The organism is Pseudogemmobacter hezensis (genome assembly GCF_013155295.1).
In the GTDB taxonomy this organism is placed as follows: domain Bacteria; phylum Pseudomonadota; class Alphaproteobacteria; order Rhodobacterales; family Rhodobacteraceae; genus Pseudogemmobacter; species Pseudogemmobacter hezensis.
This window is the reverse complement of the sequence record NZ_JABJXT010000017.1, coordinates 1-13,348: the sequence shown is the minus strand read 5'-3', so window position 1 is coordinate 13,348 and position 13,348 is coordinate 1. Positions and strand designations below refer to the sequence as shown.

Annotated in this window: 11 protein-coding genes; 2 read left to right on the top strand and 9 right to left on the bottom strand. The window is 63.6% G+C overall.

All coding sequences use genetic code 11. The features are described 5' to 3' along the window. Positions 1 to 9 precede the first annotated feature (9 nt). The 9 genes from HOY34_RS16495 to HOY34_RS16455 all read right to left on the bottom strand — a co-directional run bounded on the left by HOY34_RS16495 (position 10) and on the right by HOY34_RS16455 (position 10,126). Entirely contained in the window at positions 10 to 1,320 is a 1,311-nt protein-coding gene (locus tag HOY34_RS16495) for an NAD(P)/FAD-dependent oxidoreductase (RefSeq protein ID WP_172364821.1), read from the bottom strand. Positions 1,321 to 1,356: 36 nt separating this feature from the next. Further along, the gene (locus HOY34_RS16490; RefSeq protein ID WP_172364819.1) at positions 1,357 to 1,968 is read right to left on the bottom strand and encodes a cupin domain-containing protein; all 612 of its coding nucleotides are present in this window, start codon (positions 1,966 to 1,968) and stop codon (positions 1,357 to 1,359) included. Positions 1,969 to 2,021: 53 nt separating this feature from the next. Next, positions 2,022 to 3,173, bottom strand: a complete 1,152-nt coding sequence (locus tag HOY34_RS16485; protein WP_172364817.1) for an NAD(P)/FAD-dependent oxidoreductase — start codon at positions 3,171 to 3,173, stop codon at positions 2,022 to 2,024. After that, complete coding sequence (locus HOY34_RS16480) at positions 3,170 to 4,633, bottom strand: 2Fe-2S iron-sulfur cluster-binding protein (RefSeq protein ID WP_172364815.1); 1,464 nt, start codon at positions 4,631 to 4,633, stop codon at positions 3,170 to 3,172. Before HOY34_RS16480 ends, HOY34_RS16485 begins: the two co-directional genes overlap by 4 nt. 82 nt (positions 4,634 to 4,715) lie before the next feature. Continuing rightward, the gene (locus HOY34_RS16475) at positions 4,716 to 6,194 is read right to left on the bottom strand and encodes an aldehyde dehydrogenase (protein ID WP_172364813.1); all 1,479 of its coding nucleotides are present in this window, start codon (positions 6,192 to 6,194) and stop codon (positions 4,716 to 4,718) included. Between the two features lie 61 nt (positions 6,195 to 6,255). Further along, positions 6,256 to 7,359, bottom strand: coding sequence for an ABC transporter ATP-binding protein (locus HOY34_RS16470; RefSeq protein WP_172364811.1), 1,104 nt, complete (start codon positions 7,357 to 7,359; stop codon positions 6,256 to 6,258). Then, positions 7,359 to 8,138, bottom strand: coding sequence for an ABC transporter permease (locus HOY34_RS16465; RefSeq protein ID WP_172364809.1), 780 nt, complete (start codon positions 8,136 to 8,138; stop codon positions 7,359 to 7,361). Before HOY34_RS16465 ends, HOY34_RS16470 begins: the two co-directional genes overlap by 1 nt. Continuing rightward, positions 8,135 to 9,025 (bottom strand): ABC transporter permease, encoded by an 891-nt coding sequence (locus HOY34_RS16460; protein ID WP_172364807.1) that lies wholly within the window; start codon positions 9,023 to 9,025, stop codon positions 8,135 to 8,137. The genes HOY34_RS16465 and HOY34_RS16460 overlap by 4 nt, the downstream gene beginning before the upstream one ends. Before the next feature lie 90 nt (positions 9,026 to 9,115). Beyond that, positions 9,116 to 10,126, bottom strand: a complete 1,011-nt coding sequence (locus HOY34_RS16455) for an ABC transporter substrate-binding protein (RefSeq protein ID WP_172364805.1) — start codon at positions 10,124 to 10,126, stop codon at positions 9,116 to 9,118. Positions 10,127 to 10,410: 284 nt separating this feature from the next. Between HOY34_RS16455 and HOY34_RS22470 the strand changes: the two genes are divergently transcribed. Further along, entirely contained in the window at positions 10,411 to 11,832 is a 1,422-nt protein-coding gene (locus HOY34_RS22470; RefSeq protein WP_172364803.1) for a radical SAM protein, read from the top strand. 393 nt (positions 11,833 to 12,225) lie between these two features. Continuing rightward, the coding region (locus tag HOY34_RS16445; RefSeq protein ID WP_172364801.1) for a BapA/Bap/LapF family prefix-like domain-containing protein at positions 12,226 to 13,348 on the top strand (1,123 nt) is incomplete at its 3' end.

The window sequence follows — 13,348 nt, the reverse complement described above, 5'->3', positions numbered from 1 at the left end:
GATGCTTGACTATTTGGAGGCCAGACCAAGACGGTCTTTCATCCAGTACCATCTGACACCGAGGCCCATTACCGGGCGTCGCAGGCTGTGCCAGACGATTGGTTTCACTTTGGTTTTCGGATAGATCGCCGGGCTGCGACTGACGATTTCATCGGCCAGCATTTTGCCAAAGCGCGTGGCCAGCGCGATGCCGCGCCCGTTATAGGCCTGCAGCGCATAAAGGCCCGGCGATGTTTCATGCAGATGCGGCAGCCCATCCAGCGACAGGCAGACATGACCCGACCAGCGGTGCAGAATTTGCGTGCCGCGCAGGTCCGGGAAAAGCTGCAGCATGCCGCGTTCCAGCGCGGTCATCAGGCCCGGGGCCTCGGTATTGCCGACCGCGCCGCGCCCGCCGATCATAAAACCACCGGCGGGGGTGCGGCGCATGTAAAAGGCCAGCTTGCGGGTCTGCGACAGCATTACGCCACCCGGCATGATCTTTTCTGACAGCGTCGCATCCAGGGGGGCGGTGGCCAGCTGCATGCTCTGAACCGGCAGAACGCTTTGCGCCAGCCCCGGCACCAGGCCCTTTGCGGGATAGCCATTGGTGCCGATCAGCACGGTGCGCGCCCTGACCCGGTGTTTGCCGACGCCCAGCTGCCAGCGCGCATTGGGGCCGTCGCTGGCGGGCTTCAGGCTCTGGACCTCGCTTTGCTCACAGATCTGCGCGCCCGCATCGGCGGCGGCATGCGCCAGCCCGCGCAGGAAATCCAGCGGCTGCACAGAGCCGGCCCGCGGATCCCGCCAGCCGCCGAAATGAGCCGCGGTGCCGGTTCTGGCGGCAACCTCGTCACGGTCGAGGATCTCGACGGCGACCCCTTCGGCCTGCCATTGCCTTGCGCGTTTCACCACCGGCTCAAGCGCAAGCGGCGAATGTGCGGCCTGGATCCAGCCCGCCCTGACCGGGCGGCACCGGATATTCAGGCGTTCAATCAGATCAAAGGTGAAATCGGCCGCCCCGCCTGCCAGCTGAACCAGCTGGCGGCCGTGTTCGGGGCCATATTTCGCAACCAGATCATCGGGATCATATTTCAGGCCGGGAATGATCTGCCCGCCATTGCGCCCCGAGGCCCCAAAGCCGATATGACGCGCCTCAAAGACCGCAACGCGGACCCCTGCCTCGGCCAGATGCAGCGCGGCGGAAAGCCCGGTATAGCCGCCGCCGACCACGGCCACGTCAATCTCGATATCGCTTTGCAGCGCATGGCCCGCCAGGGGCGGCACAAGGCTGTCATGCCACCACAGCGCGTTGGCATAGCTTTCCAGACTGCTGTTCACGAGAGTCTCCGTTCGGGGAAGGTCAGCCGGGTGCGATCAGCTGAGGCTGTTGATCCAGATGATTTCCGCCGGGGCGTCACCATCATTGTAAAAGCGGTGCATCAGCGAGCTGGGAAAGGCGAAACAGTCGCCCTCGCCAAGCACGAAGGTTTTGCTTTCGATCTCAAGGCTGAAGCTGCCGCGCAGCACATATCCGACCTCATCTCCGGCATGGATATAGGCATCCTCGCCCGAAGAGCCGCCGGGCTGCAGCGTCATCAGATAGGCCTTATAGCGCCCCTGGCCTGTCGGGCTGGCCAGGATCTTGCGCACCCCATTGGCGTCGATCAGCTGCGGCTGCGACGCCGCACGGGCGATATAGGGGCTTTCGGTGCCGACAGAGGCCGAATCCGGGTCGATCACCGCCGCGGGCGATACGCCAAGGGCGCTGGCAATGGCATAGACCGTGCGGATCGTGGGTGAGACCAGGCCGCGCTCGACCTGCGAAAGCGATCCGATCGACAGCCCGGTCGCCTCGGCGAGCTGACCGAGCGTCATGCCCATCCTCAGCCGGATTTCGCGGAGCCGTGAGCCGATTGCATCCGCGCCATCGGGGCCTTCGGTCGGGCTGCGCTTTGGTCTGGCATCAGTTTGGCTATTGGCTGGCATATGTGTCTTTCGTTGCAATGGGATCGGTTGGCATCAGAAATGAGAGCATTGCTTCACGCAAGAACAATGCCTTTCTCGATGATTGGTCCTGTCGTCTGAAAACGGTCAAGCGCAAAGGGTTTCATACGGCTGTCGATGTGCCCTTTGCCAATCGCCCCGGCCAGCAGGCGGCCCGCAGCAGGCGCGCCTGCAAAGCCGTAGGACCATCCGGCAGAAAACCACAGGCCCGGGCGTGCGGGGTGCTCGCCCAAAAGGGGCGCGTAATCGGTTGAGGCATGCAGCTGCCCCGCCCAGTGCCGCAAAATGCGCACCGGGCCAAGCTGGGGGAACATCTCAAGATAGATCCGCGCCATCTCGGCCATCACGGGCACATCGACACGCAGGGACATGCGGGGGCGTTCCGGCACCTCGGTGCCGCCAACCACCTCGCCGCGCGAGGTCTGGTGGAAATAGGCCAGGCTGTCGATCAGGGCGATGGCGGGTTTGATCAGCGGGCGGGTCGGCTCCAGCGCCATGGCCTCGATCTTCATGCCGAAGCCGTCAATTTCAACCCCGGCAAGGCGGGCCATATCGGGATTGTCGGGGCCCGCGCAGCTAAGGATATTCCCGGCATCGATCCGGTGATCGCCGATCCAGACCGCCGAGGCACGGCCATCTGTGACCTCGATCCCGGTGATCTTCGTGCGGTAATGCAGCGCCACGCCCCTGTGTTCGCAATAGGCGCGCAGGCCCTTCAGCGCCGCGTGATGGGGGGCGACGCCGCCCTCTTCCTGATGCTGAACGGCCAGCACGCGTTTTCGGTTGATCGCGGGCAGCAGGTCGCTGATCTCAGCCGATTTCAGCATGCGCGAGCGGATGCCGAGGTCGCGCTGCATTGCGGTTGCCTCTTCCAGCATGGCGGCGCTGGCGGCTTTTTCCGAGACGACGGAATAGCCGCGCTGCGTGAACATCACATTCTCGCCCAGCCGTTTCGACCAGGTTTTCCATTCAGCGACCGTCAGCATGAACAGCTCTGTCCAGGCGGTCGAGGCAAAGCCGGGGCGGATCAGGGTGCCGTTGCGCCCCGATGCGCCGCCCTGCCAATAGCCGGCGTCGATCACCACGATGCCGGTCTGGCCCATCTCGGCCAGGTTGAAGGCGGCAGAAAGACCCTGGACGCCGCCACCAATGATGACCGTCGATGCGGAACGGGGAAGCGGGGTCATTTGTCGGGCTCCACAAGTCCGGCAAGGCCTGCGGCCTGTGCGATGGTGATGGCCCGGCGCGGCGGGCGGTGGCTGGGCCTGGCGTGATCTTCGGGCCGGGTTCCGGTGCGGGCGGCAAGCACGGCCAGCATCGAATCCCAGCAGGGCCAGCCCTGGCAGGTGCCCATCCCGCAAGAGGTCAGGCGCTTCAGGATCTCGGGGTCATGCTCGCCTGCATCGATATGGCTGAGCAGCTCGCCCAGGGTGACATCCATGCAGGGGCAGATCAGGGCGCTTTTGTCGGGTTGCGCGGGGATATGGATCGGCTCTGGCGCAAGGGTTGCGGCGCCGATGCGGGTGACGCGGACGGGAAGGGCGGCGTCCAGCAGCTGGTAATGCCCCTCGGCCGCCAGCTGAAAACCAAGGTTCGGATCGGCCCGCCAGGGTCCGGCGTGAACCAGGGTGTCACAGAGGATCCGCCTGCCCGCGACGCGGATGGCCCGCACCCGCGCCCGGCCCTCGATCCGGTCCAGCCCGGCGGCAGGGCCGGTATGGACCACCTCATGCCCCAGATCACGCAGACGGGCGGCCAGCGCCACCTCATCCCCGGTGCCGATCACCGCGACGCGGCGGCCAAGGCGAACGCCATGTTCGGCGGCGAGGTTCAGGCCCGCATGGGCATCGAAGACGCCGGGAAGGTGGTTGCCCCGAACGACAGGCGGCATCGAGCGGCGGCCGGTGGCCAGGGTGATCTGGCCGGGGCGGAACACCACCGCCGCACCCGTGCCATTGACCGGCGCGGCCAGCACCAGATCACCGTCCCGATAGCCGCCAAAGGCCTCGGTCTCTTTGTGCAGATCGACGCGGGGATCGAGCACGGGGATCTCTTGCCCGGCATTGCGGGCAAATCGCGCGGGCGTGCGGCCACGGGTGACAAGCGCCACCGACAGACCCGCCGCTGCCACTGCATTGGCGGCGCGAATGCCTTCGGGCCCGCCGCCGATGATCAGATGATCGACCGTGATGTCACGGCCCGGAATGGCCGCGCCCTCCCATCCCGTCGGGGCGGTATCGGCAACCCCTGCCAGATAGGCCATCATGCGTTCCGCCAGGCGGTAAGAGAGGCCCGATGAGGGCATCAGATGCCCATGTTCGAAGCCGCCGTAAAGCAGCCGCTCGGGCAGGATCTGCATCAGGCGCAAAAGATCAAAGCCCGGGCCCGGCCAGCAGTTCTGCATCGAGACCACCGTGCCCGCGCGGGCGGGTGTCTGGTCCAGCCGGGTGTTCGGCAGCCCGTTGACTGCGGCCAGCGCCCCCACCGCATGCGCGCCGGTCCAGGCCAGCGGGCGGTGCAGCTTGCGCGAGCGCGCGAAGGTGGTCACGCCCGCACGCCAGAGCGCTGCGGCAAGGCTGTCGCCTTCGGTCACGGCAATGCTTTTGCCGTTCCAGCGGATCGTCGGTTGCACAGAAGTGGCACTCATCTTTTGCGTCTCTCGGAAAGGGCGGGGGCCATCGCGCGGCCCCCACCAAAGCAGTCGGGTCAGAGCAGTCTGGCTATGGCAATCAGGCGAGGTTGAACCAGGTGGTCTTCAGATCGGTATATTTATCAAAGGCATGGGCCGATTTGTCACGGCCAAAGCCGGATTGCTTGAACCCGCCAAAGGGCGTGGTGATATCGCCCGCGTCAAAAGCATTGACCCAGACCACGCCCGCCCGCAGCTCATTCGAGGCGCGGAAGGCGCTGTGCAGATCAGAGGTCCAGACCCCCGCACCCAGCCCGTAGATCGAGGCATTGCCCAGACGGATGCCCTCATCCAGGTCGCGGATGGTGATGACCGAGGCGACCGGGCCGAAGATTTCCTCCTGCGCGATGCGCATCTCGTTTTTCACATCCGAAAAGACGGTCGGCTGCACGAAACAGCCGCCATTATGGCCGCCGCCCTGCGCCAGCGTGGCCCCCTCGGCCTTGCCGATATCGATGTAGCTCAGCACCCGTTTGGTGTGGCTCTGATCGACCAGCGCGCCCATCTGGGTTTCGGGGTCCAGCGGATCACCCAGCTTCAGATTGGCGGCGAAGGCCGACAGCTTCTCGACGAAGGCATCTTTGATGCTGTCCTGGACCAGAATGCGCGAGCCTGCCGAGCAGGTCTCGCCCGCGTTGTAAAAGATCGCCCAGGCCGACCCCTCGACCGCCCTGTCCAGATCCGGGCAATCCGCCAGCACGATATTGGGGGATTTGCCGCCGCATTCCAGGCCAACCCGCTTCAGGTTCGACTGGCCGGAATATTGCATGAAATATTTGCCAACCTCGGTCGAGCCGGTGAAGGCAACCGCATCGACATCCATATGCAGACCGATGGCGCGGCCTGCCGTCTCGCCCATGCCCGGCACGACGTTCAGCACACCTTCGGGGATCCCGGCCTCGATGGCCAGCCTGCCGATAAAGATGCCGGTCAGCGGCGATTGTTCGGCCGGTTTCAGCACGCAGGAATTGCCCGCCGCCAGGATGGGTGCGATCTTCCAGGCGGTCATCAGCAGCGGATAATTCCAGGGCACCACCGCGCCGACAACGCCGATCGCCTCGCGCCGGATCATGGCAACCGTGCCGCCTGCGGTGGGCGCGACCTCATCATAGACCTTGTCGATCAGCTCGCCGAACCAGCGGATGCAATTCGCGGCACCGGGAATATCGTCGCCGTATGCGTTCGAGATGGTCTTGCCGGTATCAAGGCTTTCCAGAAGCGCCAGCTCGGTGCGATGTTCCAGGATCAGCTCGGCAAAGCGCATCAGGCGCAGCTTGCGCTCTTTCGGGGCCATGCGCGACCAGTGGCCTGCCTCAAACGCGGCGCGGGCGGCGGCGACGGCGCGGTTCACATCCTCGACATCGCAAGAGGCAACCTCGCCCAGCGATTGCAGGGTGGCCGGGTTGATCTTGGTGAATGTCTTGCCAGAGGCGGCAGCGACATAATCGCCCCCGATAAAGGCGCGGGTTTCGGGCTTAAGGGCGGCGGCGCGGGCGTGCCATTCGGCTTTGGTCAGCATGGTCGGTCCTGTAGGGTCTGAGATCCACCCACAAGGCGCGGGCGGGGTCGGGAAGGGAAAATCAGCCGGGGATGAGAACGATGTCCTCAGGGGCCCAGCCAAGGGTGATGGGGCTGCCGACCGGAAGATCGGCCAGCCGGGCCACATCGCGGCTGCGCAATTGCACCACCACCCCGTCGGGCAGGCGCACCAGCAGACGATATTCGACGCCGAGATAGATCTTTTCCTCGATCACACCCTGGGCGGTGTTCGGGCCGGACCCCGCCTCTGCAAGGCCGATGCGTTCGGGCCGCAGCACAAGGCAGGGGGCGGCACCCGCCGGGATCGCCGGGGCGGAAGCCGCAGGCAGCCTTGCCTGCCAGCCCGGGCCTTCCAGCACCAGATCGGCGCCATCCTGACGCAGCTGGCCGCGCAGAAGATTGGCCTCACCAATGAAATCCGCCACAAAGGCCGAGTTGGGCTGGCGGTAAAGATCCTGCGGCGTGCCGATCTGCGCCAGCCGCCCGTCTTTGAAGATGGCGATCCGGTCCGACATGACCAGCGCTTCTTCCTGGTCGTGGGTGACCGAGACCACGGTTGCGCCCACCTGGCGGGTGATATGCATGATTTCGATCTGCATCTGGCTGCGCAGTTTTTTGTCCAGCGCGGCCATCGGTTCGTCCAGCAAGACGATGTCGGGTCTGAAGACCAGCGCCCGCGCAAGGGCCACGCGTTGCTGCTGGCCGCCCGACATCTGCTTTGGATAGCGGGTGGCGCAATGGGCGAGGCCGACGATCTCCAGCATCTCCATCGCCCGCTTGCGCCGATCTGCCCGCGAAAGCCCGCGCACCTCAAGCGGATAGGCGACGTTTTCCACGACACTCATATGCGGGAAAAGCGCATAATCCTGGAACATCATGCCGATATTGCGCTTTTGCGGTGCCACCCCGGTCATGTCGCGCCCGTCAATGGTCAGCCGCCCCGAGGTTGGTTCCACAAAGCCCGCGATCACCCGCAGCGAGGTGGTCTTGCCAGAGCCGGACGGCCCCAGCATGGTCAGAAACTCGCCGCGGCGCAGCTCGAACGAGATGTCATCCAGCGCACGCACTTCGCCGTAATGTTTCGAGATCTGATCCAGCTGCAGGGCAATCGTATCAGAGGGGGCGGGGGATGGGGTCGCGCGCATCAGCGGGTCTCCTTGAACTTGTAGGACAGCATCACGCCGATGGCAGAAAGGACGATCAGCAGCGCACCGACGGCGGCGGTGGCGGGGTCAAGATTGGTGCGGACCTGGTTCCAGATCATGATCGGCACGGTCCGCGTCTCGGTATTGGCAACGAAAATCGCCACCACCACCTCATCCCAGGAGGTGATGAAGGCAAAGACCGCGCCCGAGGTCACGCCCGGCAGGATCAGCGGCAGGGTGACCCTGCGGAAGGTGAACCAGCGCCCCGCACCAAGACCGGCGCTGGCCATGGCGAGGTTTGCATTGACCATTTTCAGGCTGGCCATAACCGAGACCACGACGAAGGGAATGGCCAGAACCGTATGGGCCGCGACCATGCCGGGCAGGGTGCCCGAGAGGCCCCAGCGGGCAAAAACCATATAGATGCCGACGCCCAGCACGATGACGGGCGTCACCATCGGCGCCAGCAAAAGCGCAAGGATCACGCCTTTGCCGCGAAACTCGGCTGCAGACAGCGCCAGCGCGGCGGCTGTGCCAAGCGTGGTGGCCAGGATGGCGGTGGCGCTGCCGATCAGCAGGCTGTTCTTCAGCGCGGCCAGCCAGGCGGTATCGGTCAGGACTTTGCCATACCAGTCCAGGGTGAAGCCGACCGGCGGGAACTCCAGCTGCGGGGTGGTGCTGAAGGACATCGGCACGATGATCAGCGTGGGAACCAGCAGGAAAAGCGCGGTCAGGGTGACGAAGCCCCAGAACAGGATGCGGCGCAGGGCGGTGGTCATGCGGTTTGCTCCCGTTTGGCCTGGCGGCGGGCGAAGACCATCTGCAACAGGCCAAAAAGGCCAAAGGCGGTGGCGGTCAGAGCGATCAGCACCACCGCGAGGGCCGCGCCGAGGCCGAAGTTCAGCTGCTCCTGGATCTGTCCGGCGATCATCTGGGCGATCATCATGTCGCGCGGGCTGCCCAGCAAAGCCGGGGTGATGTAAAAGCCCAGCGACAGGGTGAAGGTCAGGATCGCGGCCGCAGCAATGCCGGGCAGGGTCATCGGCAGGTAGACGCGGCGAAAGCCATGGAACCACGAGGCGCCGCAGATCGAAGAGGCCTCCATCAGCCGCATGTCGATCTTTTTCAAAATCGTATAAAGCGGCAGCACCGCATAGGGCAGCAGCACATGCACCATGCCGATGGCCACGCCCAAAGGCGTACGGATCAGGCGCAGCGGGCGATCGATCAGGCCCAGCCCGCGCAGCATGTCATTCACCAGCCCGCTGTTTTGCAACAGAACGATCCAGGAAAAGCTGCGCAGCAGCAGGCTGACCCAGAAGGGGATCAGCAGCGCAATTGTCAGCAAAAGCAGCGTCGTGCGGCTGCAATTCGCCATGGCATAGGCATAGGGGAAGGCGATCAGCACCGTCACCAGCATCACCACCAGCGAGGTCTGAAAGGTCTCGCCGATGACGCGCAGAAAGACCGGAGAGGTCAGGATCTGTTCATAAAACTGAAAACTGCCACCTGGCACTGAGACCATCAGCAGCCGCAGCAGCGGGTAAAGGAAGAAGACAGCAACGAACAGCAGCACCGGGATCAGCAGCCAGAGTGCTGCCGGAACCCGTGAGAGCAGGGGGCGGGCTGAACGGTTGCCCATGGGCGTGACTGGGACAGAGGTCATCTGGCGTCTTTCGATGGCCCTCTTCGGCCACAGGCGGGGCCGAAGAGGGGGTGCTGCAGTCAGGAACGGATGGCCCTGGGGCCGGTTTGCTTATTGCAGCAGCCATTCCTGAAAGCGCTGATCGACGGCCGCGCCATTTTCTGCCCACCATTCGGCGTTGATCTGGATGCGGCCTTCCAGATGGTCGGTCGGCAGATTGCCTTTGAAGTTCGGCAGCACACCATCGACGGCGTTTTTGTTCGACGGGCCATAGGGCATGAATTCGGTAAAGGCGATTTGCTGGGCCGGTTCTGTAAAGAATTCAAGCGCTTTCATCGCGGCGTCTTTGTTCTTCGTGCCCTTCGGGACGACCCAATAGGCGGCCTGTGAGGTCCATTCGGTCCAGTCGATCTGAATGCCCTTATCCGCGCCCGACAGCGCGCGCGAGACCCAGACAAGGCCCATGCTGGCCTCGCCACTGGACAAAAGCTGCTCTGACTGGGCGCCGGTTTCCCACCAGACGATGTCATCCTTGATCGTGTCGAGTTTGGTCAGGGCACGCTCGACATCCAGCGGATAAAGCTGGTCCGCCGGAACGCCATCCGCCACCAGCGCCGTTTCCAGCAGGCCGCCGGGGGCATATTTCCAGGCGGCGCGCAGGCCCGGCCAGGTCTCGGTATCGAAGAAGGCGGCCAGCCCGTCCGGGGTCTGACCCGCGAAGTCTTCGGCATTATAGGCCAGCACAGTCGCCTCGATATCGGCGGCGATGCGGTAAGTGTCGGCGGTGCCCGGCAGGAATTTGTCGCGGTTCACGATTGTATAATCAATCGGCTCCAGCCAGGCGGCGTCGCTGTCCAGGCCGAAGGTGTCATCGGTGACCATGATGTCCCAGTCAACGGCACCGGCCTCGACCATCGCCTTCAGTTTCGCATTGCTGGAGGGGCTGTCCTCGCGGATCAGAACATCGGGATTTGCGCTGATAAAGGGGGAGAAATAGGCTTTCGACTGTGCCTCCTGATAGCCACCGCCATAGCTGGAGATGGTCAGAGTGGTCTCGGCGCTGCCGATGGAAGGCGCAAGCAGGCAAATGGTCAAGGCACCAGGAAGGGATCCAAGTTTCATAATTTCCTCCATGTTTTTTCATTTTTCAGAAAGAAACACCGACAGGCATGATTCTGTCAATGGTATTTCATTTTTCTAAAATAAGTGAGCTGCCGGCCTGGCCCCCAGAGCTTCAGGCCCCGCACAGTCAGGGGCCCCGGATCTTCCCGGGCCCATATCATCAGGGGCGGGCATCTGCGGAGCTTTGGCATTGCCTGCGCGATCAGGTGGGCTGTAGGATATATGTATCCCTTCCCTGGTGCTGTTCTGTCCTGCGGGTATTGTTCATGCGCATGAGTCACTGAGTGACCTGGCAAATCGACATCGGAACGCGCGAGGCGCTGAAACTGGCTGCTCTCGGGCCGGGGGCAGAGGATTTCCATGCAGCTTTGACGATCCGTTTCCTGATGATCACCGATCTCTCCTGGGAGGCGGCGCGTGATATGACGCGCGGGCAGGCCAATCTCAGGCGGGGCAGGGTTCGCTGGCTTCACCCCAGATCCGGCAGGAAGATCCGTTGTGAGATCCCGGCTGATCTGGCCGCAGACCTTCGCGGGCTGTCCTCATCGACCGAAGATTTTCTTATCCCCTTCATGCAGGAGGCGGATGCCAATGCGCGTGTGGCGGCGTTGTTTCTGACGCTTGCCGCGCCCTATGGTGTCACCGCGATGCCGGACTATCGTGAGCGCGCAGAGGATATCATGCGCGTTCCGGCGGGAATGACCCGGATGTGTCTGGACCCCTGGCTTAATCTGGACATCACCTCGGCTGGCGCGACACGGCCCTGTTGCAAGGTCGGCCGTCAGATTGATCCCGCCAGGCCGGATCGGCCGTTCCTTGACGATATGACCTCGGCCCGCCGCCGGGAAATGCAGCAGGGGCTGCTGTCCGGCGATCTGGGCAAGGCATGTCTGACCTGCAGCATCCGTAAGACGGTGCCGCTTAAATCCCTGCGCAAAGAGGTTGCGCAGCTGCCGCCTGCCGCGAATGCGGTCCCGCAGTTTTTGCGCATCGAGATGACGTCCAACTGCAACCTGCGCTGCACCTATTGCCCTGTGACGCATCCGAACTATCAGGGGCGTGATCTGGCACCTGATCGCTTTGCCTCTGTTCTTGATGTCGTCAGGCTGATGCCGAAGGGGGCGAATATCGATGTAAACGGACATGGTGAAACCACCTTCCATCCGAACTGGATGGATCTGTGCGGCCCGATTGTAGAGCAGGGTATGCGCCCTGTGATCATCTCGAATCTGGCCAAAATCTATACCGATGATGAAATTGCGTTGCTGTCGAAATTCGGCACGATCCAGGTCAGTCTGGATTCCAGCGACGCGGCCATGATGCGCCGGATCCGCAAGGCGGTTACACCGGATCGGATCCTTGCCAATATCAACCTTATCCGTGATGCGGCCGGGGGCGGGGCTGGGGCCGGGGAGCCGATTTTCAGCATCTCTTGCGGGCTTTACAATCCGTCGGTCTGGACCCTGCCCGATTTCGCGCAATGGATCATCGATGCGAAGATCGGGTCTGTGACCTTCTGGAACCTTGTCCCCTATGAGCACTCAAAGCTCACGACACCGTTGATTTCTCTTTATGGGGCAGAGCTTGAGCGCGCGCGCCGCAATATCTCTGCTGCGCGGGCCATGCTGGACGATGCAGGTATTGCCTGCCATTTTGCGGGCGATTTTTCGGGTTCGGATGGAAAGCCGCTGGTGGCCGCGACGTGACAGCGGCGGCGCCGGAATGCGGTCTGTTTCGCTGAAGCGCATCGGGTATCGGCAAGGCGGGGTCTGTCGTGCGGGCGCGCCACGAATCACCTGCGCACCGCCCTAAGCCCTTATGCCGTCTGCTGATCCGGGCGGCCTCGGCTGCAGGTTGAAGTCCTTATCTCTGCACAGCTTTTGGTAGAAGTCAACTGATCGCCCTGTCAGTTGCCCGCGCCCGCGCCCGCGTAATAGCAGGCGTGTTTGGGCCGGCGCAGAGTGTGGTCGGCTTTTGTGGGCGTGGCTGATGAGGGCCTGACCCCCGCTCGGACCGTTTGGGCCAGGGCGGGGTCAGCCATTCGCGGCCCGGCCTGGGATAAAAATGGCATGTGCCCTGACAAAGGGCCAGGAATACGATTGAGGGCTAAGATGCTGGGCGCGGTTGTTCTGAAGTCGAACGGGACGTTGGCGAATTTTGATGCGGGCACGCCCGTTGTTCTTGGCGAGCCCTCGGTGGTGCGGCTGGAAATCGGGCCAGAGCTGGTCCGCGAATTCCTGCGTGATGGCAATGATCTGCGGCTGGTGCTTGCCGATGGGCGCGTGCTGAAGATCGAAGGCTTCTTCATCGAGCATGACGGGCAGCGCAGCGAGCTGGTCTTTGAGGATGCGAATGGCGTGGTCTGGTGGGGGCAATATACCTCTCCCTGGAGCGGCTTTCATATCGCCGAGATCAATGAGACGGTGCTGTTGCCCTTCCCGATCAGCGGTGCGACGGCGGCGCTGCTTGGCGGTGCCCTGGCTGCGGTTGCGATCGGCAGCTCGGGCAGCGATGGGAAGCCGGACCCCGCACCAGCGGTCAATCCGCCCCAGGTCGTGGTCAGCCCGCCCGCCAATGCGGTTGATCCTTCGGCCCCCGGCAATACCACGCTGACCGGCACGGTCACCGATCCCAACGCCACTGTGACCGTCACGGTTGGCGGCACCGACTATTCGGCGACAGTCAATCCTGATGGCACCTGGACGGTGGTTGTTCCGAACACCAGCTTCGACGGCAGCCCCATCACCGCGACGGCCACCAATAGCGCCGGGTCAGATACCGATAACACTCCGGTTCCGGTTGTGCCTGCGCTGGATGTTACCATTGATGACGTCACCACTCCGGTTGATCCGGCGACGCCCGGCAACACGACGCTGACCGGGACGGTGACCGATCCGACTGGGACCGGCACCGTGACGGTGACCGTTGGCGGCACCGACTATCAGGCGACCATCAACCCCGATGGCACCTGGACGGTGGACGTTCCGAACGCCAGCTTTGACGGCAACCCGGTCGAGGCCACCGTCACCCGTGCCGGCGAGACCGCTTCGGACGAAACCACGGTTCCGGTGGTGCCCGCCGCGCCTGCGCTGGATGTCACCATTGATGACGTCACCACTCCGGTTGATCCGGCGACGCCCGGCAACACGACGCTGACCGGGACGGTGACCGATCCGACCGGGACCGGCACCGTGACGGTGACCGTTGGCGGCAGCGATTATC

Bases quoted from the DNA above. Each gene is read 5' to 3' on its own strand.
- HOY34_RS16490 (WP_172364819.1), bottom strand. From the start codon at position 1,968: ATGCCAGCCAATAGCCAAACTGATGCCAGACCAAAGCGCAGCCCGACC.
- HOY34_RS16485 (WP_172364817.1), bottom strand. From the start codon at position 3,173: ATGACCCCGCTTCCCCGTTCCGCATCGACGGTCATCATTGGTGGCGGC.
- HOY34_RS16480 (WP_172364815.1), bottom strand. From the start codon at position 4,633: ATGAGTGCCACTTCTGTGCAACCGACGATCCGCTGGAACGGCAAAAGC.
- HOY34_RS16475 (WP_172364813.1), bottom strand. From the start codon at position 6,194: ATGCTGACCAAAGCCGAATGGCACGCCCGCGCCGCCGCCCTTAAGCCC.
- HOY34_RS16470 (WP_172364811.1), bottom strand. From the start codon at position 7,359: ATGCGCGCGACCCCATCCCCCGCCCCCTCTGATACGATTGCCCTGCAG.
- HOY34_RS16465 (WP_172364809.1), bottom strand. From the start codon at position 8,138: ATGACCACCGCCCTGCGCCGCATCCTGTTCTGGGGCTTCGTCACCCTG.
- HOY34_RS16460 (WP_172364807.1), bottom strand. From the start codon at position 9,025: ATGACCTCTGTCCCAGTCACGCCCATGGGCAACCGTTCAGCCCGCCCC.
- HOY34_RS16455 (WP_172364805.1), bottom strand. From the start codon at position 10,126: ATGAAACTTGGATCCCTTCCTGGTGCCTTGACCATTTGCCTGCTTGCG.